This window comes from Gluconobacter sp. ESL1110, from assembly GCF_058107395.1.
Genome location: NZ_JBYLUK010000011.1, coordinates 270,976 through 294,391, shown reverse-complemented (window position 1 = coordinate 294,391; position 23,416 = coordinate 270,976). Strand labels below are relative to the sequence as shown.

Here is a 23,416-nt window from a genome sequence, read left to right as displayed (position 1 = left end):
TCATGACCTTCATTTCCGATTCCGAAGCTGATGCTCTCAGCGCGCTGCTGTCGCGCCGTTCTGTTCTTGGTGCCACGGCTGCAGCTGGTGGCCTTCTGGCAACGCCATTGTCTGCTTTTGCTCAGGGTGCCGCGGCATCTGGTGGCGGTGAGGCGGAAATTACCGTGGATCAGGCCCGTCAGGCGCCGATCCCCATCGTGATCCCGAGCTTTGGCGCGGGGATGGGCGAGCAGATCTCTGGCGTCATTTCTTCTGATCTGGAGAGCACGGGTCTCTTCAAGGTCATGAGCGGTGATGTACCTCCGGGTTCCACGCCCGACTTCAGTGCCCTCAAAGCGCAGGGTGCCCGTGCTGCTGTAGCCGGGCGCGCAGTCGGTTCAGGCAGTGTTCGTGTTGAGATGCGGCTGTGGAACGTTGTGGCTGGTGAGCAGCTTCAGGGCACGGCTTATACGGCGTCTCCGTCTAACTGGCGTCGTATCGCTCACATTATTGCTGACGTCATTTATGAGCGGATGCTGGGGGAGAAGGGGTATTTCGATACCCGTATCGCTTACATCGCCCGGACAGGCCCACGTCGTCATCAGATTACGCGTCTGGCGCTGATGGATCAGGACGGGTTCAACTCCCGTATGCTGACTGGTGGCCAGTGGCTGACGCTGACGCCGCGCTTCAACCCGGCACGCGATCAGGTCGCGTTCATGTCTTACGCGAACAACCGCCCGCGTGTGTATCTGTTCGACCTTGGCTCTGGTCGGCAGCAGATGCTGGGTGAGTTCGATGGCATTTCATTCGCGCCGCGTTTCTCGCCTGACGGCAGCCGTGTTGTTCTGTCTGCCACGCGTGGTGGTGGGTCAGACATCTTCGTTGTCGATCTTGGATCTCGCAGCAAACATCAGATCACCAGCTCTGGTGGCGCGATTGATACCAGCCCGTGCTTTAGCCCGGATGGCAGCCAGATCGTGTTCAACTCCGATCGTGGCGGTAGTCCGCAGCTCTATATCATGAGCGCATCAGGTGGCGGGGCACGCCGGATCTCTTATGGTTCGGGCCAGTATGGGTCGCCGGTCTGGTCGCCGCGTGGGGATCTGATTGCGTTCACCCGCATTGGTCACGGTGGCTTCTCGCTGGGGGTTATGAATCCGGACGGAACGGGCGAACGTATCCTGACACAGGGCTTCACGGTTGAGTCCCCGACGTTCTGTCCGAATGGTCGTGTCCTGGCCTTCTGCCGTCAGAGTGCTTCCAGCGCGGGTGGCGCAGGCTTCTCTTCCGGGATTGGGACCATCGACATCACGGGCTTCAATGAACGCCCGATCCGGACGGCGACTGGCGCGTCCGATCCGGCCTGGTCTCCGCTGAACGGCTGAACAGGCTTCCTCCATGTCAGACAGGTTTCTGACATGGAGGCTTTTCCCTTGCGAATGCCTTGAGCAGAAGCTCGGCATGAAGAGCAGGTTTACAGACCTGATCAAGACGGATGACAGACCGTCAAATGGAGTCGATTGAGCCGGGATCGCTTGTCACGGGCAACATGGTTCCATCGCATGTTCTGTAAATCGAAGAAGCCACACCAGAAGATGGGAAAATTCTGTCCCGCATTCGGCGCTGGGCTGATTTGCGTCATCTGCATGGTGATAAAGAGCTTAAAGGATGTCCAGCAAAGCAACTGGCAGAATTCCGCCACATTCGTATTTAAGAGCTGTGACATTTATGTTGCGTTTTCTGGTTTCGAATCAGAATCGTTCTCTGGCGTCTGGGGTGTGCCTCACAGGATGCTTGACCCCGGATTTAAGTCATGAGTATGGGCGCTAGTGGCCAGTGTTTTTCAGGGGGCACGCTGGGAGTTGCAATGCGACTCTTGAGCGGTTCCGAATGAAAGGCATGGGTCCGGAACAACGCGGCGTTATGCCGCATTTCGGTTCCTGATACGGAACCGTTCTCAGGGTTGAGACACATGAAGTTCAAGGTGTTTGGTGCGCTTGGTCTGGCGCTCGTTCTCGCAGCCTGCTCCGATGGCAAAACCGATACGGGCAACAGCACCGGTGCTGGCGCAGCTACGCAGGAAGCTGGCCCGACGCCAGGCAGCGAAGCTGATCTGGTTGCCAATGTTGGCGATCGTATCTTCTATGAGCTGAATGTTTCCCAGCTCTCCGAAGAAGCTCGCGCTACGCTGGACAAGCAGGCTGCATGGCTCGCGAAGTATCCGCAGGTCAGCATCCAGATTGCTGGTAACTGCGATGACCGCGGCACGGAAGAGTACAACATTGCTCTGGGTCAGCGTCGTGCAAACGCTGCTCGCGACTATCTGGTCGCCAAGGGCGTGAGCGCTTCCCGCATCACGACGATCTCCTACGGTAAGGATCGTCCGACCGCTGATGGTGATGACGAAGCCTCATGGGCTCAGAACCGTAACGCGATCACCTCGGTTCGCTGAACCCGGGTCATCCGTCTGACGGACTGACAGTTTGAACGGCCGGGGGAGCTTATCCCCCGGCCGTTTCTGTTTTATGACTGTCTCTACTGCCGTGCTCGCCGGCGACTGCGAGAGGGCGCCCTGGCCGGGCGCTGAACTGTTTCAGGAGATCTTGCATGGCCCTGTCCCGTCCCCTCCGCGCACTGATGCTCGGAACGGCGTTTTCTGTGCTTTGCCCTGTCCTGCCGGCTCTGGCGCAGGACGCATCGGATGGCGGGGGCATTTCTTCCCGTGAGGCGATTGCTCTTCAGGATGAAATTGCCTCTTTGCGGCAGCAGGTTTCGCAGATCCAGAACAGTGGGCCTTTGCCTGCGCCGAGTTCTTCAGCATCACGAGGATCGTCTGGAAACAGTGCAGACGGGAATATGGTGGCTCAGCTTCTGGAGCGTGTTTCGGCTCTTGAAGAACAGAACCGCCAGATGCGTGGAGAACTGGATCAGTTGACCAACGCGCAGAAGGAAACGCAGGCTAATCTGTCCAAACAGATTTCAGACATGCAGTTTGCGTCTCAGAACGGCGGGGGCGGGGCACCCGCGGCCGCAGCATCTGCTGCGCCGAGTGCAAAAGCCGCTGAATCTGACGTGCCTGCTACCGGGGATGCCGCACCGAAGACTGCTCTTGAAGCTCTGAAGCTCGGGAACGCCGCACTGAAGGCTGGCAAATACGACGACGCTGAAACGAATGCGCGCTTTGCTATCAAGACGGCCAAAAGCGCTTCCGGGAAAATGGATTCCCAGTTTCTGCTAGCCCAGTCTCTTGCTGGGCAGAAGCAGTATCGTGAGTCGGCTGTTGCTTACTACGATGCCTATAACAAAGCTCCGAAGTCCCCCAAGGCTCAGGACTCTTTGTTGGGTGTTGCAGCCTCTCTTCTGGCAATGGGCGACAAAAATTCCGCTTGTCAGGCGCTCGACAAGCTGAAGGACGAGTTTCCAACTCCAACTCCTCGAGTGAAGTCTGCCGCTGCGACGTTCCGTGGACGTGCTGCCTGTCACTGATCTGAACAGTCCCGTCGGGGCGGACGAGTTTTCCGCCTTTATGGAAAAAGTCGGGCCTTGGTTGCCCGACGTTGCAGAGGCTCCTGTCGGGCTGGCTGTTTCCGGTGGGGGCGATTCCCTCGCCTTGGCGTGGTTGGCAAAACGGTGGCGACACCATGTTGTGGCTTTTGTTGTAGATCATGCTTTACGCGTCGAATCTGCTGCTGAGGCACGCCTGACAGCCAGCCGCCTCCAGGTGATGGGCATTGACGCGCATGTTTTAAAGCTGGCGCCTTTTCCTGAAGGGCGGCTTCAGGAGCGTGCGCGGGATGCGCGTTTTGAAGCTTTGGAAGAGGCCTGCGTTGAGGCGGGGTGTCTTGATCTGCTGGTTGCCCACCATCTGCATGATCAGGATGAGACAGTCTGGATGCGCCAGAATGCTGGCAGTGGTCCGAGCGGGTTGGCCGGGATGGGGGCTGTGGCTCTTCGGGGGCGGATCAGAATTGTCCGACCTTGCCTCATGCTGGCGCCAGAGCGGCTACGCACGACATTGCGTGCGGCCGGTCTTGCATGGATTGAAGATCCTTCCAATCAGAACAGGCGCTTTGAGCGTGTTCGCTGGCGACAGGATCTGTCACCGGCTCAGCGGAATCAAGCGCGGGAATGGCAGGTCGCGGCACAGATGTTGCGGTGTTCCGAAGACAGGAAACTGGCGCGCGTGTTGGCGGAAAGTGCAGTCTGGCATTCGGCAGGCTGGGTTCATCTAAGGCCTGACGGGATAAAGGACAGCACGATTGCAGCGTTGATCCGCCTGGTGTCCGGGCGGAGATATCGTCCGTCTCGGGAGCAGGTTCAGGCTCTTGTGTCGCGTGGGCAGGGGACGCTGGGAGGCGTCATGGTGCGTCCGGCAGGGCGTTTCGGAGACGGTGTGATGCTCGTCCGTGAGGAGCGGGCAGTCGAAGGCTTGGTTGCGGCAAAAGCCGGAGCGATATGGGATGGTCGATGGCGTTGTACTGCAAACGCTCTTCCCGTTGACGGACTGATCGGCACTTTGGGAGATGGAGCCCTGAAGCTGGATGCCAGACGTGTGGGTTTGCCTGTTTCGGCTTTGAGAACGCTCCCGGCTCTGTGGCGGAATGGACAGGTTATCGGTTTGCCTGATGTCCTGGAGGGCATTGGGGCAGTCCCTTTTGTCTGGGCAGGAGGAGTGCCTGTGACGGGAGAAAGGGGGTCAGTGACATGAAAAGCGCACCAAAATGCCCTGAAATGCGTTTTCCTTTCCCCTATGGGGTAGGAACACGGGCAGGACCGCCTATGTTATGAAGTCAACGCAGACTATGACGTCGGTCTGTTTGAGACGGTGAAGCCACGCTGCATCGGTTAGACAGTCTGAAGGACGACAGAGAACGAGATGAACAATTTAGGCCGTAACGTTGCGATCTGGGTGGTCATCATCATGGTCGGAATGGCAGTGCTGACCGCCTTCCAGCCCGGTGGAAGCCAGCACGCTGCCCAGCAGATCGCTTATTCCGATTTTATCCATGATGTGGATGAACACCAGGTTCGCTCAGTCGTGATCCAGGAACAGAATGTTTCTGGTACACTGACGAACGGCACGTCTTTCGAGACGTATGCGCCGATTGATCCGGGTCTTCCGGCGCGTCTGACGAGTGCGGGTGTGGAAGTCACCGCCAAGCCAATGGATAGCGGCGAAAGTCCGATCCTGCGCTATGTGGGGGCTTACCTGCCGGTTCTGCTGCTGGTTGGTCTTTGCTTCATGGTGTTTCGCCAGATGCAGGCTGGTGGTGGTCGTGCCATGGGCTTTGGTAAGTCCAAGGCCCGTCTGCTAACGGAAAAAACCGGTCGTGTGACGTTCGAGGATGTTGCGGGTATCGACGAAGCCAAGGCTGAACTTGAGGAAATCGTAGAGTTCCTCAAAGACCCGCAGAAGTTCACGCGTCTGGGCGGCAAAATCCCCAAAGGCGCTCTGCTCGTTGGACCTCCGGGTACGGGTAAGACGCTTCTGGCCCGCGCGATTGCTGGTGAGGCCAATGTTCCGTTCTTCACGATTTCCGGTTCGGATTTTGTGGAGATGTTCGTGGGTGTCGGTGCATCCCGTGTGCGTGACATGTTCGAGCAGGGCAAGAAGGCTGCACCGTGCATCATCTTCATTGATGAAATCGACGCGGTGGGTCGCCATCGTGGCGCTGGCCTCGGCGGTGGCAATGATGAGCGCGAGCAGACGCTGAACCAGATGCTGGTTGAGATGGATGGTTTTGAAAGCAACGAGGGCGTGATCCTCATTGCCGCGACAAACCGCCCGGACGTTCTGGACCCGGCTCTGCTGCGTCCAGGTCGCTTTGACCGTCAGGTTGTGGTGCCGAACCCCGATGTGGCGGGGCGTGAGAAGATCCTGCGTGTTCACATGAAAAAGGTGCCGCTGTCTTCTGACGTGGACCCGAAGGTCATTGCTCGCGGAACGCCAGGTTTCTCAGGTGCGGATCTGTCCAACCTTGTGAATGAAGCCGCATTGATGTCGGCCCGGCAGGGACGTCGGACGGTTGGTATGGCTCAGTTCGAGGAAGCCAAGGACAAGGTGATGATGGGGGCGGAACGCCGCTCCATGGTCATGACCGAGGATGAAAAGCGTTCCACGGCTTATCATGAGTCCGGTCACGCCATCTGCGCCATCTTTACGCCGGGTAGCGATCCGATTCACAAGGCAACGATTGTGCCGCGTGGGCGTGCTCTGGGTCTGGTTATGACGTTGCCGGAGAAGGATAATATTTCCTATAGCCGGAAATGGTGCCTTGCCCGCTTAGTGATCGCCATGGGTGGTCGTGTGGCGGAAGAAATCATCTTTGGCCCCGAAGAAGTCAGTGCCGGTGCGTCTGGTGACATCAAGAGTGCCACTGATCTGGCACGCCGGATGGTGACCGAATGGGGAATGAGCGATAAGCTCGGTATGATCTCTTACGGCGATAACGGTCAGGAAGTGTTCCTGGGTCATTCCGTGACGCAGAACAAGAACCTGTCCGAGCAGACGGCTCGTGAGATCGACACGGAGATCAAGGTACTTATCGACACGGCTTATCAGCAGGCGCGCGAGCTTCTGCTGACGCATATTGATGATCTGCATCGTCTGACGGCAGCGCTTCTTGAGTATGAGACGCTGACTGGTGATGATGTTGGTCGCATTATGCGCGGGGAAGCCATCGAGCGCGCTTCGGATGATGAGCAGTTGCCCGATAATCGCCGTGCTTCTGTGCCAACAACGCGTCCAGGCGCGTTTGATCCGGCCCCGCAGGCAGGCTAATCAGACCGTTAATCGCACCATCAGGCGCGTCATTGAGGGGGCTTTCCCTTCGGTGTCGCGCCTTTTTCTTATCTATCGAGACACGCAGGATTTCATGACCATGGCCAGCAAGAGGGCACTGTTCGGGACGGACGGGATCAGGGGAACAGCCAATACCGCGCCGATGACGGTAGAAGTTGCCCAGAAACTCGGACAGGCAGCCGGGCTGTACTTCATGCGCAATCCAAGCCGTCGGCATAGTGTCGTGCTGGGCAAGGACACACGTCTGTCGGGTTACATGATTGAATGTGCGCTTGTGGCGGGTTTCCTGTCTGCGGGCATGGATGTCATTCTTGTTGGTCCGCTGCCGACACCTGCCATCGCTATGCTGACACGTTCCCTCCGGGCTGATCTCGGTGTCATGATTTCAGCCTCCCATAACCCTTTCACAGACAACGGTATCAAGCTGTTCGGGCCGGATGGCTTCAAGCTATCCGATGACGTTGAAGGTGAGATCGAGACGCTGATGGGTGAGGACCTGTCAGGGCGTCTGGCGTCTCCGGAGCAGATCGGTCGGGCCTCACGTCTGAATGATGCAGCGGGACGTTACATTGAGAATGCCAAGGCCTCTTTCCCTCGCGGATTGCGGTTGGATGGCCTGAAGATCGTTCTCGATTGTGCGAATGGCTCGGCTTATCGTGTAGCGCCGACGGCTCTGTGGGAGCTGGGAGCGGAAGTCATCAAGATTGGATGTTCTCCAGACGGCCTGAACATCAATGACGGTGTGGGGTCAACCCATCCAGAGAAGCTTTGTACGGCCGTAAAGGAGCACAAGGCAGACTTCGGAATTGCCCTGGATGGTGATGCCGACCGCGTACTGATCGCCGATGAGAACGGTACCCTGGTCGATGGAGACCAGATCCTCGGTCTGATTGCCAAATTCTGGAAGCAGCATGATCGCCTCCGCAGCACGACTGTTGTGGCGACCGTCATGTCCAACATGGGCCTGGAGAAGGCACTTTCAGAAGTAGGGCTGGAACTCCAGCGGACCGCCGTTGGTGACCGCTATGTTGTTGAGCGGATGCGCGAAATTGGTGGAAATCTCGGTGGTGAGCAGTCCGGGCATATGGTGCTGTCCGACTATGCCACGACAGGCGATGGCCTGATTGCTGCATTGCAGGTTCTGGCTGTGTCGGTCGAAACCAAGAAGCCCGCCAGTGAAATCTGTAAGGTTTTCGAGCCTTTCCCCCAGCTTCTGAAGAATGTGCGTTATTCGGGTGTCAGCCCTTTAAGTAGTCCAGAATTGGCTGCTGCAAAATCCTGGGCCGAAGAACGCCTTGCCGGTCGGGGGCGTCTGGTTCTGCGCGCGAGTGGAACTGAGCCTTTGATCCGCGTCATGGCGGAAGCGGAAGAGGAAACTCTTGTGGTAGAAGTCGTGGATCATGTTTGCGATGCGATCCGCGCCATTACGGGACATTAAACGATGATCGGGCGGGTTCTGACCGTTGCTGGGAGTGATTCGGGCGGGGGAGCCGGAATCCAGGCCGATCTCAAAACTATCCTGGCGCTGGGTGGGTTTGGCATGAGTGCCATTACAGCTTTGACTGCTCAGAACACGTTAGGTGTGTTCGGGGTCGAGGCTGTCTCGCCTGCCTTTGTTCGTCAGCAGATGCAGGTTGTTCTGGATGATCTGGGAGCGGATTGCTGCAAAACAGGCATGTTGGCCAATGCCGCAATCGTTCATGCGGTAGCAGACGAATTGTCGCTTCGCTCAGAACTGCCGCTGGTTCTGGATCCTGTCATGGTGTCCACGAGCGGCTCGGTTCTGCTGGACGCGGAAGCAGTGGATGCAGTGATGAGCCGCCTGCTTCCTCGCGCTCTGGTTGTGACACCCAATATTCCGGAAGCTGAAGTCATGACCGGACTGGTCATTACGGATCTGGAGGAAATGCGTGTTGCAGCGCATCAGTTGCAGAAGCAGGGTGCGCAGGCCGTTCTCCTGAAAGGAGGGCATCTGCGGAGCGATGACCTTGAGGATTTGCTGGTTTTTTCTGATGGAAGCGAAGTTGTTCTTCGTGGCGAGAGGCTAAAAACCCTCCATACGCATGGAACGGGATGTACTCTGGCCAGTGCAATTGCGACTGGGATTGCACAAGGCATGGATTTGGACGCTGCCGTTCGGCGGGGAAGCCAATATCTCAGACTGGCGCTGTCACATGCTCCCGGATTGGGGCAGGGGCACGGGCCGGTCGATCATGGGGTAACGATCCGGCCTGAATGGCACCAATCCTGAAAGCTGTTTTCAGGCGAATGTTGTGACGGGCTGAGGCGTACGGGTATGATGATCCGGTACGGCAGAGCTGGTTTCGGTCGCTGGTTCGTCACGCAGAATGTAGCCGCGCCCCCATACGGTTGCGATCAGGTTTTCTGCCCCGGCTTTCTGCAGTTTGCGGCGAAGTTTGCAGATGAAGACGTCAATGATCTTCATTTCCGGCTCGTCGATGCCGCCATAGAGGTGGTTCAGGAAGGCGTCTTTCGTCAGTACTGACCCTTTGCGGATGATCAGAAGTTCCAGAATGGCATATTCCTTGCCTGTAAGATGCAGGGCCGTTCCGTCGACGGTGACGTTCTTGCCATTCAGATCGAGTTCCAGATTTCCAACTCGCAGACAGGGTTCAGCAAACCCGCGGGACCGACGCATGACAGCCTGAAGGCGAGCGATGAGTTCACCGGGGTCGTAGGGCTTGGCCATATAATCATCTGCACCCATTGAGAATGCACGGATCTTGGCCTGGGGGCGCAGCAGGGCAGAAAGAACGAGAATGGGGGTCGTGATCCGGGATGAGCGTACCCGGCGAATGACGTCATATCCTTCAATGTCGTTCAGCAGCAGCTCGAGAACCATCACATCGTAATCGTAATGACGAAGCATCTCGATGGCTTCTTCGCCGGAGGCTGTGTGATCTACGGTGAAAGCCGCAGTCCGCAGGATCTGGGACAGGGTCGCTGCGGCTTGAAGATCACTCTCAACAAGAAGGATACGCATGTTTTCAACTCCAGGATTGGTAAAGCAATGGTTACTACCCAAGGTTGTGAATGTCGATAGATAGAAACGGAAAATCGTAAATTTTTCATTATTCCGTCATGTGGCGATGCGGCTTCAGCTTTTTTTAACCCTTTCAGCTTAGCGTTCTAAAGATGCCAGAAGCCACGGAAAAGCAGAAGAAACACCCGTCTCCAAGTTTCCTTGAGAAGCTTTTGGAGAAGATGGCTAATTTGCAACCTGACGGTGCAGTGGGAACCGTTCAGGACGTGACAGGGTTGTGTGTAACAATCCGTGGTCTGGAAGGACTCGTTTCAATCGGGGATCGAATCTCAATTCATGCACGTTCTGGAAGCACCATACAGTCAGAGGTTGTAGGGTTTCATGATGCGCAAGCCAGAGTGATGGCGTTTGGAAGCCTTGAAGGTATTGGCCCCGGTTGTCAGGCACGAATTCCTCTAAGTCGACAGTCCTGTGCCTCTCTTGGCGTGAATGAGAGCTGGTTGGGGCGTGTTATTGATCCGCTTGGTGTACCGATGGACGGCAAGGGGCCCCTGACTCCTGCTCTGACTCGCCAGCCTGTCCTCAGTTCGCCTCCAAATGCTGCGACACGCGCCAGACTTGGAGACAGAATTGATCTGGGGGTCAGGGCGCTTGATGCATTTACAACCTGCCGGCGCGGGCAAAGGTTAGGCCTGTTTGCAGGATCTGGTGTTGGTAAATCAACGCTGCTGTCTATGTTGGCCCGAGGCGCGGATTTTGATGTTGCGGTCATTGCACTCGTGGGGGAGCGAGGCCGGGAAGTCCGGGAATTCATCGAAGACGACCTTGGTCCGGAAGGGCTTGCACGGAGCGTCGTTGTCATTGCGACATCGGACACGCCTCCCTTGATGCGCCGGGATGCAGCTGTTTCTGCCATGGCCATCGCCGAGTATTTTCGTGATCAGGGCAAATCGGTTCTGCTTCTGATGGACAGCGTAACCCGTTATTGCATGGCTTTGCGCGAAATCGGTTTGTCAGCCGGAGAACCCCCCGCCACACGGGGTTACCCACCTTCTGTTTTTGCCGAATTGCCGAAGTTGCTGGAGCGGGCGGGGCCGGGCTATCCCGGGCAGGGCATGATTACGGCTCTGTTCACGGTCCTGGTGGAGGGGGATGACCATAACGAGCCGGTTGCTGATGCTGTGCGCGGCATTCTCGATGGTCATATCATTCTTGATCGGAAGATCGGAGAGCAGGGGCGGTATCCGGCAATCGACGTACTTCGCTCCCTGTCCCGAGCTGTTCCCGGATGTAATTCGGCGGAAGAAAACCGATTAACCCGCCAGGCGCGGGCGATCATGGCAACCTATGAACGCATGGCCGATATGATCCGGCTGGGTGCTTACAAATCCGGGACAGAGAAAGACGTGGATGAGGCTATTCGCCTGATGCCTCAACTGGATGCGTTTCTGTCTCAGGGAAAAAATGAACGCTCAAGGTGCCTGGAGGCCTTTGAGCAGCTTGGAACCATCATGGCTTCCGCAGCCTGACCGCTATCGGAGAAAAGATAATGAGGCAGATGCCGCTTGAGGCTCTTCGTCGCCTGAGACGCCATGAACTGGCAGATGTGGAAAAGGCTTTTGGAGAGGCTGTTGCCCGCGAGGCAGCCGCAGAAATGCTTCTGGGACAGAGGCACCAGCACCTTCTGACGGAGCAAAAGCTGGCTTCTGATCCAGCGGCTGACGATGGGGCAGTGGAAGCATTCAGTCGTTGGCTCCCTGTCGGGCAGCAGGCCATTTCTGATGCTCAGGAAAAATGTCGGCAGGCTGCCATGGACAGGGATTGCATCCGGTCAGCTCTTCTGATGGCACAGGCAGCCCTGAAGGCCGTGGAAAAGCTGGAAGAGAAGCAGCAGGTCGAAATTCAGCAGCAGCATCTTCGTAAAGAACAGGCCGTTCTGGATGAGTTGGCGCTACGGCAGAGAACTTTAAATTGATCCGTCGCCCCGAAGCATATCAACCAGGTGGCCTGCAGTACCTATCAAAGCGCAGGCAACAGGGTGGGTTTCATCTCGGACAAAAGCCAGAATAAGGGTGGAATCGCTCTGGAAAAGGTCGCTTTCCAGACTGATGACAGGAGCAGTCTTCCCTTCACTCTGAGCTGATTCGGCGGCGTGGGACAGAATACGGGCAACGGCTTTTTCAAGCGCAGGAAGCACGACTGTATGAGGCGCCGTATGATCGTCAGCATGGGCCGCAATCAGCTCGTTCCAGCCTTCTTTCGTGATGAACGCTGGTATTCCGTCGGGCGCGGTTTCGCGTTCGGCGCGTAGAATGGCTCCAGACTGGGCCAGGCCAAGAATATTGACGGATGGAAGTGTGGAGGGATCGAGCATCACGGACATGGCGCTGTTTTATCAGGGCTCTGTCTGGAAAAGAAGGCATACCCTTGCAAAGGATATGCCCGCAAATATCAGTGCGGTGGGTTTCCCATAGCCTGCATCAGGGCATTGACCTGATCTGGATGGGCTTTGAACAGCGCAACATTGGACGGGTTGGGAGACGGCATTCCGGCGGGAACCTGACCGTTGCTGGCGGCCAGCGTCATACCGAAGGTTGTCATGCCAATAATGAATGTTTCAGGCGTGAAGCCGTGTGACCGTAAGACATCCGGGAAACCGGGCACCTGGCTTGCGCGGGCGATCATGTCCTGAAGTCCAAGACCCTGCGAATTCGGGGGTTGAATGTTGCGTCCCTGAAGCTCGCTGATTGCAGAAACCGCGCGGGGCATAAAGTCTGCCGGCAATACATAACGCATGGCGCGTTCCGCGTCCGCACGGAACTGCGGTGGGATCTGTGCGGACTGCTGACCTGATTGACCGTCGATCTGTGTCTGGCTTGGAGCGCCCTGAGCCAAGGCGGTCAGGGGCGTGATAGCCCCCGTTGCCAAGGCGAAGACAGCAAGAAAGCTGCGTCGAAAAATCATGAAATCACCCATTCACCAGCACGCATGAGAGGCGTGCGTGTTCCGTCCTTGAGGCCATCAAGATCAATCTTGTCCGACCCGATCATCCAGTCGATATGGATCAGGGAATCATTAACGCCGCGTTCCAGCAGCTGTTCCGGCGTCAGGCCCTCAATGTCGACCATGCACTTGGTATAAGCCTGCCCAAGCGCGATATGGCTGGACGCATTTTCATCAAACAGGGTGTTCTTGTAGAGAATGCCGCTGGCGGAAATTGGGGAAGAATGCGGCACGAGGGCTACTTCTCCAATGCGACGGGCACCTTCATCCGTGTCCAGAATACGATGCAGAACGTTCTCGCCCTTGCTGGCGTGAGCCTCGACAATGCGGCCGTCTTCGAAGCGGACGGAAATATCGTCAATCAGGGTGCCCTGATGGAAAAGAGGTTTGGTGCTGCACACCGTTCCATTGACGCGGGAGCGATGTGGCGTCGTGAAAATCTCTTCTGTAGGGATGTTCGGGTTGCACACGACACCATTCAGTGCCTCTTCCGAGCCGCCGGCCCATGCGTGGCCGTCTGCCAGACCTACCGTCAGGTCTGTGCCGGGACCGGAGAAGTGCAGCGCGTCAAACCGCGTGTCATTCATGTATTTGGCGCGGGCATGGAGGCGCGCATTATGGGCCTTCCAGTCTGCAACCGGATCTGGGACGTCAACGCGGGATGATTTGAAGATGCCGTTCCATAGGGCGGTCAGCGCCTCATCTGCGGGCAGGTCGGGGAATACCTGAGCAGCCCAGGCGGGGGTGGCGCAGGCAATGATGTTCCAGTTTACAGCAAACTGGGTGATGATTTCCATGGCCGGACGATTGGCGGCTGAATTGGCGCGGTTGGCCCGGGAAATGCGCTCCGGGTCCTGTCCGGCGAGAAGGGTCGGGTTGGCGCCGGTGATGGCCATGCGGGCCGCGCCGTCCCGGAACGCCTGAGCGATCCCGTTGGCGAGCCAGGTGGGAGCCGTGTCGAAAGCATCGTCGGAAGCGTGGATGTAACGGGCCAAAGTAGCTTCATCGTCAGCGTACAATGTGGTGACGAGGGAAGCGCCAGCCTTGTAGGCGTGTTCCGTGACGCGGCGGACCAGTGGCACGGCGTCGAGTGGGGCCGTAATGAGAAGCTGCTGCCCGGGCTTGATATTCAGGCCAACGCGGACAGCAACTTCACCGAGCCGGTCCAGAAGCTGTTCGTGCGAAAAGGGGGAAGGAACGGGCACGTCTTGCTCTTTCGCAATGGAAAATCTGTCTGTCATGGTGGGGGTTGAAGGGAGGAAGTGCAAGAGTGGCGCCAAGACTTGCGCTTCGTTCTCTATGGACCCACTCTCAAAGCCCATGGGACGAAACCGAGCATTTGAAAAACTGTTGGAGCCGCCGGGCGCGTATGATGGCGTCTGCTGTGGGCTGTGTGGGAGACCCATTCCGTCGACGTCGCGGTCTTCACGTCATCATCTCATACCAAAGCTGAAGGGCGGCGCTCAGGCGGAGACGGTTCGACTGCATCAGGTCTGTCACAATGCTATTCACGCGCATTTTAGCGAAGTGGAACTGGCCGTTCGTCTGAAAGAGCCTGAAGCCCTGCGTCAGGAGGCGGTGCTTGCACCATTTCTGTCATGGATACGTCGGAAACCGGCTGATTTTCATGCTTCCACACGACGAGCCGCTTCCAAGCGAGGGCCGCGCCGTGGACGGATGGCCTGACGTCTCGTAATCTTGAGACATGCGTCCTGGACTTCACATTTTTGCTGACGATGGTCAGCCCGATCAGCGTCCTTTTGATGTCGCGGTGGTCATTCCCAGTTTGCTGAGACCCACCTTGAAACATGCGTTGGACTCAGTATTTGCCCAGATGGGGCATCTGCGTGTTCAGATCCTGATTGGGGTGGATGTTGCTCCTCCAGGCGGGGCGCAGGGCATGCTGGAGCAGGTCTGTCAGGGTAGACCGGACGGGTGGTCCGTGCAGGTTTTATGGCCGGGGTATTCTACATCCGAACGGCATGGTGGGTTCGGGAAGGCGTGGGACGGCGGCGTCTTGCGCAGTGTGCTGAGCCAACTCTCCAATGCACCCCGTATTGCCTATCTGGACGATGATAACTGGTGGGCTCCTGACCATCTTCACTCACTGCTTGATGCGATTGAAGGGCAGGACTGGGCATGGTCCGGGAGATGGTTCGTTCACCCCCGAACGCTGAAAGCCGTCTGTGAAGACCAATGGGAATCCATTGGGTTGGGTGGCGGTCTGTTTCGTGAGGCGTATGGGGGGTTTGTTGATCCGAACTGTCTGATGATTGATCGAACCCGGGTGCCGGAGGTTCTCGACCTCTGGAATCAGCCTTTGGCTGGAGATCAGACACGGATGACGGCTGATCGAAGTGTTTTCAATTTTCTCAAGTCCCGTCCGGGACGTCCCAGTGGAAACTATTCGGCGTTTTATGTTCTGACGGAAACGGATGGCATGCACCCAATCCGGCTTCGCTGCATGGGCGAGGCGTGGAACCGGGCGGGTCAGTAATCGACACAAGCCCGGCTCCAATCATCCTCACATGGAGCGGATGGTGTTCCGGCGCGGCGCACGGCGCTGGCGCTGCTGATCCTGCGGCTGCTCGCTCCGATTGGCGTCACGGGTCGCTTTTTCGCGGGCAGCGGCACGGAGTTCCGTTTCCAGTTCCTTGATGCGGCGCTGGACGCTCTCCTTGAGCGCCGGGGAGGTATGGGACTTCATGGACGCAAGCGTCTCCTTGAGGTCCCGAAGCTGCTTTTCCTTTTCGGCCTGATTGCGGCGGATAGGCTGGTTGTCGGACATTTGTCCGTGGAATGCGCGCATGTCTTGGTCTTTCAGCACGAAATGCCAGAAGCCTCCGCATTTGTCAGAAATGCAGAACGGCGCACGAGGGTGCACCGGTTGGCCTCTGGGAGGTCATGATCGTGAGGGCGGATCAGTCCGCCCAGGCTTGGTTCAGGATCGGTTGCTCAGAATGATGGCCCGAAGGGCGTCAATCAGGCGTGTGCAGGCCTCGTCAGTTCCGATCGTGACGCGTAGCCAGTTCTGGATACGCGGGGTTGAAAGATGCCGCACCAGGATCGAGCGCTCGCGCAGGGCGGAGGCGACCGAACCGGCCGGATGCGCCGGATGACGCATGAGAACGAAGTTGGCACAGGATGGCAGGACTTGGAAGCCGAGATTTTCGAGTTCCGGAACTAGGGTTGCGCGGCTGGCCATGACCCTGCGTGTAATGTCCGCCAGCCAGTCCGTATCCCTGATGGCGGCGATTGCACCTTCCTGCGCCGGGCGGGACAGGGGGTATGAGTTGAAGCTGTCCTTAACCCGGATCAGTCCTTCGATCAGTTCCGGGGAGCCAATGGCAAAGCCAACCCGCAGCCCTGCCAGTGCGTAGGATTTGGACAGCGTTTGCACCACCAGAAGGTTGTCATGGCGCTTTGTGAGGGGGATGGCCGACTCGGCGCCGAAGTCAACATAGGCCTCGTCGATGATGACGGTTCGGTCCGGATGGCGAAGAGCCAGTGTTTCGATCTGCTCGAGCGTGAGGGCCAGACCCGTATTGGCATTGGGGTTCGCAACAACCACGCCGCCACATGGACCGTCATAGGCGTCAATGTTGATCTCATAGTCGTCATTTAGCGGGAACTGTTTGAAAGGCTGTTCGAACAGGCCGCAATAGACGGGGTAGAACCCGTATGTGACGTCTGAGAAATAGAGAGGCGCGTCGTCGTGGAACAGGGCACGGAAGGCGTGAGCCAGCACTTCGTCCGAGCCGTTGCCGACGAAAACACACTCTGGCGATACATCAAAACGTTCGGCAATGCTTTCGCGCAGGGCGGTTGCCGTAGGGTCCGGATACAGGCGCAGCGTGTCTGTCGCTGAGGCGCGGATCGCCTCCAGCACTTTCGGGCTGGGTCCATAGGGGGACTCGTTGGTGTTGAGTTTGAGCAGATTCGTAAGTTTCGGCTGTTCGCCGGGAACGTAGGGATCAAGATCGTGGACGCGACGGTTCCAGAAACGGCTCATGCGCCTGTTCTTTCAGTGAAAAGACCTGTCAGGTTTTGGCGTTCGGCCAGATCACGCGCAGAGACGCCGTCCACATCGCGATGATCGGGGTTGGCGCCCGCGTTGAGAAGAAGGCGCGCCATGTCTTCCCTGCCGAACATGATGGCAAACATGAGCGGGGTACGGCCTGAGAAATTGGCATGATCGACCTGCGCTCCGTGATCGATCAGAATTTTGGCGATATCCGTCAGCCCCTTGAAAGCAACGCCTGAAAGGGCCGTCGCGCCTTTCAGGTCGGTGGCTTCCGTGTTGGCATTTCGCTGAAGCAGCAGTCGGGCCGCTTCCATATGTCCGTTATAGGTGGACACGATGAGGGCCGTGTAACCGCGGCTGTCAGGCGTGTCGATGGCCATTCCCGCATCAAGGAACTGGGTCAGCAGGTCTGTGTCACCCTCACGGGCGGCGTCAATGAACAGGGCGGTAATCTGTTCGGGGGTGAAGTTGACGGTCTGTGCGTTCATGACGGTTTCCACCAGAGGGGACAATGTGGCCCTAGGTTAGCGGCTTGATGACGGAAGGGTAAGGGTCTCGCCATTTTCCAGCGCTTTGAAGCGTCTTGGGTGATCTTGGGAAGCGATTTCCAGCCGGGCAGCAGGTTCCAGAATGGCCTCATCCGTGAGCTGAAAGGTTCCGAAATGGATAGCGATGGCCTGATCCGGCGTGAGGGTGTCGAATGCCATCATGGCTTCTTCCGGGTTCATATGAACACGGCGCATGAAATTGCGCGGTTCGTAAGCGCCAATGGGGAGGATGGCGAGGTCGATGGTGTTCCAGCGCCGATGGATGGCGTCGAAATGTCTGCCCCAGGCAGTATCGCCAGCGAAGAAGGCATTTTTACCTTCGGCTTCGATCATAAAGCCGCCCCAAAGCGCCATGTTCTGGTCGAACGGTGTGCGGGCGCTCCCATGCAGGGCTGGGGTTGCCGTGATTCGCGCACCTTCAGCCTGTGTGCCTTCCCACCAGTCGAGTTCGACGATGCGGGGAAGTCCGGCCTTTTCCAGATGTCTACGATTGCCTGACAGGGAAATGCACACTGCGTCGTTCTTTGCCGCCAGAACCCGTAGGGTTGGCAGATCCATATGATCGTAGTGGCAGTGCGACACCAGGATCATGTCGATGGGTGGAAGGGCTTCCAGAGGAATGCCGGGTGGGCGGACGCGTTTGGGGCCGAAACTGCGGAGGGGGGAACAGCGTTCTGAAAACACCGGGTCCGTGATGATGCGTAATGGTTCACGCCCCTGCCGTCCGAACTGAAGCAGAACGGTGGCATGGCCGATGAAGGTTGCGAGGCATTCACCGGGCGCGGGAGCAGTCAGGGTGTGGGGTGTCTGAGGGGGCAGGGCATCGGGCCAGCGGGGACGCAGGCTGAGCTGCCATTTCAGGATATTCCGGAAACGCTGACCCGGTGTTCGCGCGGGGGCAGTGCTATCCGGGCGCCATGAAGGTGGGTTGAAATAACGTGTTCCGTCGAAGTGTAGTGGGTTGTCGTCGAGCACAAGAGCGTGTTTCACAATATGGTTTACCCATCAAGCATTGCGTCAGACGTGATATCGCGTCATGCCGTGGCTGCAGAAGGTGCGGGGGCATCATTGATCTTTCCCCCGCTCGTCACAAGCCGGAGACCCTATACCGATGAGTACCCTTCCTGAACTCGGTATCAATACCATCCGCACACTTTCCATGGACGGCGTCGAGCGCGCGAATTCCGGTCATCCCGGAACGGCAATGGCTCTCGCTCCTGCAATGTATGCGCTGTGGCAGCATGATCTGAACTACGATCCGGCTGATCCGCTATGGCCAGCCCGTGACCGTTTCGTCCTGTCCGTCGGGCATGCGTCCATGCTGCTGTACTCGACGCTGTTCCTGACAGGCGTTTGCGACATTCAGGACGGCAAGGTTGTCGAGAGCCCGGCTCTGACGATCGAGGATCTGAAGCAGTTCCGTCAGTTGAACTCCCGCACGCCGGGCCATCCGGAATATCGTTTCACGTCTGGTGTTGAAACCACAACCGGCCCTCTGGGTCAGGGCTGTGGCAACTCGGTCGGTATGGCGATTGCCGAAAAGTGGCTGGCTGAGACGTATAACCGTCCCGGCTTCAAGCTGTTCGATTACCATGTCACGGTGTTCTGTGGCGATGGCGACATGATGGAAGGCGTGGCTTCGGAAGCAGCTTCCACGGCTGGGCATCTTGGTCTTGGTAACCTGACCTGGGTTTACGATTCCAACCAGATTTCCATTGAAGGTTCGACGGACCTTGCTCTGACGGAAGACGTTGGCAAGCGCTTCGAGGCCTACAAGTGGCACGTTCAGACGCTGACGGACGGCAACGACGTCGATGCCATCCTGAAGGCGCTTCAGGAAGCCAAGAAGGTAACGGACCGTCCGAGCCTGATCGTTCTCAAGACGGTCATCGGGTATGGTGCTCCCAAGAAGGCCGGTACGGCTTCGGCTCATGGTGAACCGCTGGGTGCGGACGAGATCAAGGGCGCGAAGGCCGCTTATGGCTGGCCGGAAGGGGCTGGTGACTTCTATGTGCCGGACGGTGTGAAGGAGCACTTCGCAGAAGGTCTTGGCAAGCGCGGTGCGGCTTCCAATGCCCAGTGGCGTGAACTGTTCTCGGCTTACAAGGAAGCGCATCCCAAGGAAGCTGCCGAGCTTGAAGCGATCTTCGAGCACCGTCTGCCAGAAGGCTGGGACAAGGACATCCCGGTTTTCGAAGCTGATGCAAAGGGCGTCGCTTCCCGTGCAAGCTCTGGCCAGGTGCTGAATGCCGTTGCCAAGAACCTGCCCTGGATGATCGGTGGCTCCGCTGACCTGACGCCATCCACGAAGACGGACATCAAGGGTGGTGGATCGTTCCAGCCGCCGCAGTGGGGTGGTACTTATGGTGGCCGCAACCTGCACTTCGGTGTGCGTGAGCACGCGATGGGTTCCATCTGCAACGGTATCGCTCTGTCCGGTATCCGGGCTTATGGCTCCGGCTTCCTGATCTTCTCTGATTACATGAAGGCTCCGATCCGTCTGTCGGCCATCATGGAACTGCCGGTGACGTACATCTTCACGCATGACTCCATTGGCGTCGGTGAAGATGGTCCAACCCACCAGCCGATTGAGCAACTCGCTCAACTTCGCGCGACCCCAGGCATCATGACGATCCGTCCGTCTGACGCCAACGAGGTTGCAGAAGCCTGGCGCACGCTGATCCCGCTGACGCACAAGCCTGCTGTTCTGGCTCTGAGCCGCCAGAATCTGCCAACAATCGACCGTAGCAAGTACGCAGCGGCTTCCGGTCTGGCGAAGGGCGCATATGTTCTGGCCTCCTGTGACGGTAAGCCGGATGTGATTCTGATGGCGTCGGGTTCTGAAGTATCGCTGGTTGTCGAAGCTTATGAAAAGCTTACGGCAGAAGGTGTGAAGGCTCGCGTGGTATCGTTCCCAAGTTTCGATCTTTTCGAAGAGCAGCCTCAGGAATACCGCGACTCTGTCCTGCCGCCTGATGTGATTGGCCGCGTGGCCGTCGAGCAGGCAGCAGCCTTTGGCTGGGACCGTTACGTCGGTCTTGGTGGCGCGATTATCGCCATGAATACGTTTGGTGCATCGGCTCCGGCCTCTGCACTTCTGACCAAGTTCGGGTTTACGCCGGAAGCAGTCTTTGACGCCGCAAAGCGTCAGGCTGCCCGTAGCAAGTAAGGAGAGAGCCTGTGGCAGACACAATCTCTAATACCGGCCTAGATAAAGTAGGCAGTGTCCTGCGGGATCTGGAAAAGCATGGCCAGTCCCCTTGGCTGGACTTCATCCAGCGCAGCTTTACGGAAGATGGTAGCCTCAAGAAGCTCGTCGAGGAAGACGGGCTGCGCGGGGTGACCTCCAACCCGGCCATTTTCGAGAAGGCCATCGGTAAGGGGACGGAATACGATCCCCAGATCCGCAAGCTTCTCGAAGGGGAAGGTCTTTCTGCCGGAGACCTTTACGAACACCTCGCGATTGATGACATCCGCGCTGCCTGCGGTGTTCTCTATCCGGTGTTTGAAAAGACCAAAGGCCTGGACGGATACGTCAGCCTCGAAGTTTCTCCGTATCTCGCATTTGATGCTGCGGGTACCATCACGGAAGCCCGCCGTCTGTGGAAGGCTGTCGGTCGCAAGAACCTGATGGTCAAGATTCCGGGCACGGCAGAAGGCACGGGTGCGATCCGCGAAGCGATTGCGGACGGCATCAACATCAACGTGACGCTGCTGTTCTCTCTGGAAGCCTACAAGGCCGTTCTGGAAGCGTATATTTCCGGTCTTGAAGCCCGCGCAGCCCGTGGGGAAGACATTTCCCACATCTCCAGCGTGGCCTCCTTCTTCGTCAGCCGTATTGACGCGAAGATCGATGGCGAGATCGACCGCCGCGTCGCTGCTGGCGACAAGGATGCGGAAGCGCTCAAGGCTCTGCGCGGCAAGGTTGCCATCGCAAACGCCAAGATCGCTTACCAGTATTATCTGGACGTCAAGAAGAGCGCACGCTGGCAGGCACTCGCTGCCAAGGGTGCCAACCCGCAGCGTCTGCTCTGGGCCAGCACCGGCACGAAGGACAAGGCTTACTCTGACGTCCTGTACGTCGAAGAGCTGATTGGTCCGGAGACGGTCAACACCATTCCGCCCGCAACGTTCGATGCGTTCCGCGATCACGGCAAGCTTCGTGAGAGCCTGACGGAAAACGTTGAAGAAGCCCGTCACGTTCTTGCTGAGGCCGAGCGCCTTGGTCTGGATCTGGCCGGTGTGACGGCAAAGCTGGTGAAGGATGGCTGTGCGTCCTTCTCTGAATCCTTCGATACCCTTCTTGGTGCGGTCGCTGAAAAGCGGGAGTCCGTGCTGGGAAAACGGTTGCTCCACGTCACAGCTGACCTTCCCTCTGATATCCGCGACGATGTTGCGGAATCCGAGAAGGCGTGGAGCAAGGAAGGTCTGGTCCGTCGCATTTGGGCGAAGGACGCCTCTGTCTGGACGAATGGCCCGGAAGCCGGTTGGCTGAACTGGCTGACCATCGTTCAGGACCGTCTGTGGCACATCGAAGAGCTGGAACTTCTGGCTCGTGATGTCCGCAGCCGTGGGTTCACTGACATTCTTCTTTTGGGTATGGGTGGTTCGAGTCTTGGCCCGGAAGTGCTGGCCGAGACGTTCGGGCAGCAGGAAGGATGGCCGAAGCTGCATGTTCTCGACAGCACGGACCCTCAGCAGGTCCGGACATACGAGAAGGCAGTCGATCTCAAGAAGACCCTGTTCATCGTGGCTAGCAAGTCTGGCGGCACGTTGGAGCCGAACATTCTGTTCGCGCATTTCTGGACGGTTGCCGGTCAGGCTCTGGGCAAGGCTCCGGGCGATAACTTCATCGCCATTACGGACCCTGACTCCCACATGCAGAAAGTCGCCGAAGAAAACGGCTTCTGGCGGATTTTCTACGGTGATCCGAAGATTGGTGGCCGGTTCTCCGTGCTGTCCAACTTCGGTCTGGTGCCTGCCGCTGTCAGCGGTCTGGACGTTCGTAAGTTCCTGACGATCACGAACCTGATGGTCGAGAGCTGTGGTCCAAGTGCGCCGGCACACGTCAATCCGGGTGTGACGCTGGGTCTGATCCTTGGTCATTCGGCCAAGTGCTTTGGCCGTGACAAGGTGACGATCCTGGCCTCCAAGGGCATCGCGTCCTTCGGGGCATGGCTCGAGCAGCTCATTGCCGAAAGTACCGGCAAGAAGGGCACGGGTCTCGTTCCGATCGACGAGGAAGAACTCGGTACGCCTGACGTCTACGGCAAGGACCGTGTTTTCGTGGACCTGCTGCTTGAAGGTGACACGCCTGACAGTCGTCTGGGTGCACTGCGCGAAGCGGGAGCTCCGGTCGTGACGGTCCGTCTGTCGGACAAGAATGAGATTGGTCAGGCTTTCTTTGTCTTTGAATTCGCCACGGCTGTTGCCGGTGCGGTTCTGGGCATTGATCCGTTCGATCAGCCGGATGTCGAGTTCAGCAAGGTGGAAACCCGCAAGCTGACCACGGCCTATGCTGAAACCGGCTCGCTCCCGGCTGAGGCACCGTTTGCCGTTGATGGAAACTTCTCCTTCTACGCGGATGAGAAGAATGCTGCGGCTCTTGGGGCAGGCGATACGGTCTCCATTCTGAAGAAGCACTTTGAGCGTGTTGGACCGGGCGACTATGTGGGCCTTCTGGCTTACATCGAGCGTAACCGGGAGACACGTGATTGGGCGCAGGACGTCCGTATGGATCTGCGGAACGCACTCAAGGTTGCTACGGCAGCCGAGTTTGGTCCCCGGTTCCTTCACTCGACGGGGCAGGCCTACAAGGGTGGACCGGACAGTGGTGTTTTCCTTCAGGTGACTGCGAAGGACGCGGCTGATGTTCCGGTTCCGGGACATGGCTTCAGCTTTGGTGTCGTCAAGGCGGCACAGGCTCGCGGTGATTTTGAGGTTCTTTCAGCCCGTGGGCGTCGTGCCCTGCGGGTGCATATCGATGGATCGCTGGAAGAGGGCCTGAAGACCCTTGCTGCGGCCATTCATAAAGCGATTGCAGGAGCATAAGG

General features: G+C 57.9%; 21 protein-coding genes. 13 read left to right on the top strand and 8 right to left on the bottom strand.

Annotated elements, in window-relative coordinates; genetic code table 11:
• Positions 1 to 2 precede the first annotated feature (2 nt).
• The 7 genes from tolB (at position 3) to thiD (ending at position 9,035) form a co-directional block, all read left to right on the top strand.
• Positions 3 to 1,367: a Tol-Pal system beta propeller repeat protein TolB gene (tolB, locus tag AC3B6F_RS14560; protein ID WP_489824896.1), complete on the top strand. Its 1,365-nt coding sequence runs from the start codon at positions 3 to 5 to the stop codon at positions 1,365 to 1,367.
• A gap of 587 nt (positions 1,368 to 1,954) precedes the next feature.
• Complete coding sequence (gene pal / locus AC3B6F_RS14555; RefSeq protein ID WP_010501078.1) at positions 1,955 to 2,434, top strand: peptidoglycan-associated lipoprotein Pal; 480 nt, start codon at positions 1,955 to 1,957, stop codon at positions 2,432 to 2,434.
• A gap of 155 nt (positions 2,435 to 2,589) precedes the next feature.
• Positions 2,590 to 3,468 carry a tetratricopeptide repeat protein gene (locus AC3B6F_RS14550; protein ID WP_489824895.1) on the top strand — a complete coding sequence of 293 codons (879 nt, stop codon included), beginning with the start codon at positions 2,590 to 2,592 and terminating at the stop codon, positions 3,466 to 3,468.
• Positions 3,446 to 4,690, top strand: a complete 1,245-nt coding sequence (gene tilS / locus AC3B6F_RS14545) for a tRNA lysidine(34) synthetase TilS (RefSeq protein WP_489824894.1) — start codon at positions 3,446 to 3,448, stop codon at positions 4,688 to 4,690. The genes AC3B6F_RS14550 and tilS overlap by 23 nt, the downstream gene beginning before the upstream one ends.
• A gap of 168 nt (positions 4,691 to 4,858) precedes the next feature.
• On the top strand, positions 4,859 to 6,763 hold the full coding sequence (ftsH, locus tag AC3B6F_RS14540) for an ATP-dependent zinc metalloprotease FtsH (RefSeq protein ID WP_489824893.1): 1,905 nt from the start codon (positions 4,859 to 4,861) through the stop codon (positions 6,761 to 6,763).
• Positions 6,764 to 6,863: 100 nt separating this feature from the next.
• On the top strand, positions 6,864 to 8,222 hold the full coding sequence (gene glmM, locus AC3B6F_RS14535; protein ID WP_489824892.1) for a phosphoglucosamine mutase: 1,359 nt from the start codon (positions 6,864 to 6,866) through the stop codon (positions 8,220 to 8,222).
• Between the two features lie 3 nt (positions 8,223 to 8,225).
• A complete protein-coding gene (gene thiD / locus AC3B6F_RS14530) occupies positions 8,226 to 9,035 on the top strand; it encodes a bifunctional hydroxymethylpyrimidine kinase/phosphomethylpyrimidine kinase (protein WP_489824891.1) in 810 nt (269 codons plus the stop codon).
• A 9-nt stretch (positions 9,036 to 9,044) separates the two neighbouring features.
• Here the strand turns inward: thiD and AC3B6F_RS14525 are convergent, their stop codons facing one another.
• The gene (locus tag AC3B6F_RS14525; RefSeq protein WP_489824890.1) at positions 9,045 to 9,788 is read right to left on the bottom strand and encodes a response regulator transcription factor; all 744 of its coding nucleotides are present in this window, start codon (positions 9,786 to 9,788) and stop codon (positions 9,045 to 9,047) included.
• A 152-nt stretch (positions 9,789 to 9,940) separates the two neighbouring features.
• Between AC3B6F_RS14525 and fliI the strand changes: the two genes are divergently transcribed.
• Both fliI and AC3B6F_RS14515 read left to right on the top strand, forming a co-directional pair.
• Positions 9,941 to 11,317: a flagellar protein export ATPase FliI gene (fliI, locus tag AC3B6F_RS14520; protein WP_489824889.1), complete on the top strand. Its 1,377-nt coding sequence runs from the start codon at positions 9,941 to 9,943 to the stop codon at positions 11,315 to 11,317.
• Between the two features lie 20 nt (positions 11,318 to 11,337).
• A complete protein-coding gene (locus tag AC3B6F_RS14515; protein ID WP_489824888.1) occupies positions 11,338 to 11,763 on the top strand; it encodes a flagellar FliJ family protein in 426 nt (141 codons plus the stop codon).
• On the opposite strand, the gene AC3B6F_RS14510 is transcribed toward AC3B6F_RS14515, so the two are convergent.
• The 3 genes from AC3B6F_RS14510 to AC3B6F_RS14500 all read right to left on the bottom strand — a co-directional run bounded on the left by AC3B6F_RS14510 (position 11,755) and on the right by AC3B6F_RS14500 (position 14,032).
• Positions 11,755 to 12,171, bottom strand: a complete 417-nt coding sequence (locus AC3B6F_RS14510; RefSeq protein ID WP_010501097.1) for a hypothetical protein — start codon at positions 12,169 to 12,171, stop codon at positions 11,755 to 11,757. The two genes, AC3B6F_RS14515 and AC3B6F_RS14510, sit on opposite strands and share 9 nt — an antisense overlap.
• Before the next feature lie 68 nt (positions 12,172 to 12,239).
• Entirely contained in the window at positions 12,240 to 12,752 is a 513-nt protein-coding gene (locus AC3B6F_RS14505; protein WP_023944912.1) for a hypothetical protein, read from the bottom strand.
• Positions 12,749 to 14,032: an aminopeptidase gene (locus tag AC3B6F_RS14500; RefSeq protein WP_062505388.1), complete on the bottom strand. Its 1,284-nt coding sequence runs from the start codon at positions 14,030 to 14,032 to the stop codon at positions 12,749 to 12,751. The genes AC3B6F_RS14505 and AC3B6F_RS14500 overlap by 4 nt, the downstream gene beginning before the upstream one ends.
• Before the next feature lie 79 nt (positions 14,033 to 14,111).
• On the opposite strand from AC3B6F_RS14500, the gene AC3B6F_RS14495 reads away from it, so the two are divergent.
• Both AC3B6F_RS14495 and AC3B6F_RS14490 read left to right on the top strand, forming a co-directional pair.
• The gene (locus AC3B6F_RS14495; protein WP_489824887.1) at positions 14,112 to 14,477 is read left to right on the top strand and encodes an HNH endonuclease; all 366 of its coding nucleotides are present in this window, start codon (positions 14,112 to 14,114) and stop codon (positions 14,475 to 14,477) included.
• 19 nt (positions 14,478 to 14,496) lie between these two features.
• Positions 14,497 to 15,288: a glycosyltransferase gene (locus AC3B6F_RS14490; RefSeq protein WP_489824886.1), complete on the top strand. Its 792-nt coding sequence runs from the start codon at positions 14,497 to 14,499 to the stop codon at positions 15,286 to 15,288.
• Between the two features lie 27 nt (positions 15,289 to 15,315).
• Here the strand turns inward: AC3B6F_RS14490 and AC3B6F_RS14485 are convergent, their stop codons facing one another.
• The 4 genes from AC3B6F_RS14485 to AC3B6F_RS14470 all read right to left on the bottom strand — a co-directional run bounded on the left by AC3B6F_RS14485 (position 15,316) and on the right by AC3B6F_RS14470 (position 18,353).
• Positions 15,316 to 15,600, bottom strand: a complete 285-nt coding sequence (locus AC3B6F_RS14485) for a hypothetical protein (protein ID WP_026017382.1) — start codon at positions 15,598 to 15,600, stop codon at positions 15,316 to 15,318.
• 132 nt (positions 15,601 to 15,732) lie between these two features.
• Positions 15,733 to 16,803: a histidinol-phosphate transaminase gene (gene hisC / locus AC3B6F_RS14480; RefSeq protein ID WP_489824885.1), complete on the bottom strand. Its 1,071-nt coding sequence runs from the start codon at positions 16,801 to 16,803 to the stop codon at positions 15,733 to 15,735.
• Positions 16,800 to 17,303 (bottom strand): ankyrin repeat domain-containing protein, encoded by a 504-nt coding sequence (locus AC3B6F_RS14475; RefSeq protein WP_010501114.1) that lies wholly within the window; start codon positions 17,301 to 17,303, stop codon positions 16,800 to 16,802. The genes hisC and AC3B6F_RS14475 overlap by 4 nt, the downstream gene beginning before the upstream one ends.
• Before the next feature lie 36 nt (positions 17,304 to 17,339).
• Positions 17,340 to 18,353 (bottom strand): MBL fold metallo-hydrolase, encoded by a 1,014-nt coding sequence (locus AC3B6F_RS14470; protein ID WP_489824884.1) that lies wholly within the window; start codon positions 18,351 to 18,353, stop codon positions 17,340 to 17,342.
• Between the two features lie 121 nt (positions 18,354 to 18,474).
• Between AC3B6F_RS14470 and tkt the strand changes: the two genes are divergently transcribed.
• Positions 18,475 to 20,532: a transketolase gene (gene tkt, locus AC3B6F_RS14465; protein WP_489824883.1), complete on the top strand. Its 2,058-nt coding sequence runs from the start codon at positions 18,475 to 18,477 to the stop codon at positions 20,530 to 20,532.
• Positions 20,533 to 20,543: 11 nt separating this feature from the next.
• A complete protein-coding gene (locus AC3B6F_RS14460) occupies positions 20,544 to 23,414 on the top strand; it encodes a bifunctional transaldolase/phosoglucose isomerase (RefSeq protein ID WP_426065815.1) in 2,871 nt (956 codons plus the stop codon).
• Positions 23,415 to 23,416: the final 2 nt, after the last annotated feature.

What these genes read in the sequence shown, in the direction of transcription:
- tolB (WP_489824896.1), top strand. Translation starts at nt 3, where the DNA reads ATGACCTTCATTTCCGATTCCGAAGCTGATGCTCTCAGCGCGCTGCTG.
- pal (WP_010501078.1), top strand. Translation starts at nt 1,955, where the DNA reads ATGAAGTTCAAGGTGTTTGGTGCGCTTGGTCTGGCGCTCGTTCTCGCA.
- AC3B6F_RS14550 (WP_489824895.1), top strand. Translation starts at nt 2,590, where the DNA reads ATGGCCCTGTCCCGTCCCCTCCGCGCACTGATGCTCGGAACGGCGTTT.
- ftsH (WP_489824893.1), top strand. Translation starts at nt 4,859, where the DNA reads ATGAACAATTTAGGCCGTAACGTTGCGATCTGGGTGGTCATCATCATG.
- glmM (WP_489824892.1), top strand. Translation starts at nt 6,864, where the DNA reads ATGGCCAGCAAGAGGGCACTGTTCGGGACGGACGGGATCAGGGGAACA.
- thiD (WP_489824891.1), top strand. Translation starts at nt 8,226, where the DNA reads ATGATCGGGCGGGTTCTGACCGTTGCTGGGAGTGATTCGGGCGGGGGA.
- AC3B6F_RS14525 (WP_489824890.1), bottom strand. Translation starts at nt 9,788, where the DNA reads ATGCGTATCCTTCTTGTTGAGAGTGATCTTCAAGCCGCAGCGACCCTG.
- fliI (WP_489824889.1), top strand. Translation starts at nt 9,941, where the DNA reads ATGCCAGAAGCCACGGAAAAGCAGAAGAAACACCCGTCTCCAAGTTTC.
- AC3B6F_RS14515 (WP_489824888.1), top strand. Translation starts at nt 11,338, where the DNA reads ATGAGGCAGATGCCGCTTGAGGCTCTTCGTCGCCTGAGACGCCATGAA.
- AC3B6F_RS14510 (WP_010501097.1), bottom strand. Translation starts at nt 12,171, where the DNA reads ATGTCCGTGATGCTCGATCCCTCCACACTTCCATCCGTCAATATTCTT.
- AC3B6F_RS14505 (WP_023944912.1), bottom strand. Translation starts at nt 12,752, where the DNA reads ATGATTTTTCGACGCAGCTTTCTTGCTGTCTTCGCCTTGGCAACGGGG.
- AC3B6F_RS14500 (WP_062505388.1), bottom strand. Translation starts at nt 14,032, where the DNA reads ATGACAGACAGATTTTCCATTGCGAAAGAGCAAGACGTGCCCGTTCCT.
- AC3B6F_RS14495 (WP_489824887.1), top strand. Translation starts at nt 14,112, where the DNA reads ATGGGACGAAACCGAGCATTTGAAAAACTGTTGGAGCCGCCGGGCGCG.
- AC3B6F_RS14490 (WP_489824886.1), top strand. Translation starts at nt 14,497, where the DNA reads ATGCGTCCTGGACTTCACATTTTTGCTGACGATGGTCAGCCCGATCAG.
- AC3B6F_RS14485 (WP_026017382.1), bottom strand. Translation starts at nt 15,600, where the DNA reads ATGCGCGCATTCCACGGACAAATGTCCGACAACCAGCCTATCCGCCGC.
- hisC (WP_489824885.1), bottom strand. Translation starts at nt 16,803, where the DNA reads ATGAGCCGTTTCTGGAACCGTCGCGTCCACGATCTTGATCCCTACGTT.
- AC3B6F_RS14475 (WP_010501114.1), bottom strand. Translation starts at nt 17,303, where the DNA reads ATGAACGCACAGACCGTCAACTTCACCCCCGAACAGATTACCGCCCTG.
- tkt (WP_489824883.1), top strand. Translation starts at nt 18,475, where the DNA reads ATGAGTACCCTTCCTGAACTCGGTATCAATACCATCCGCACACTTTCC.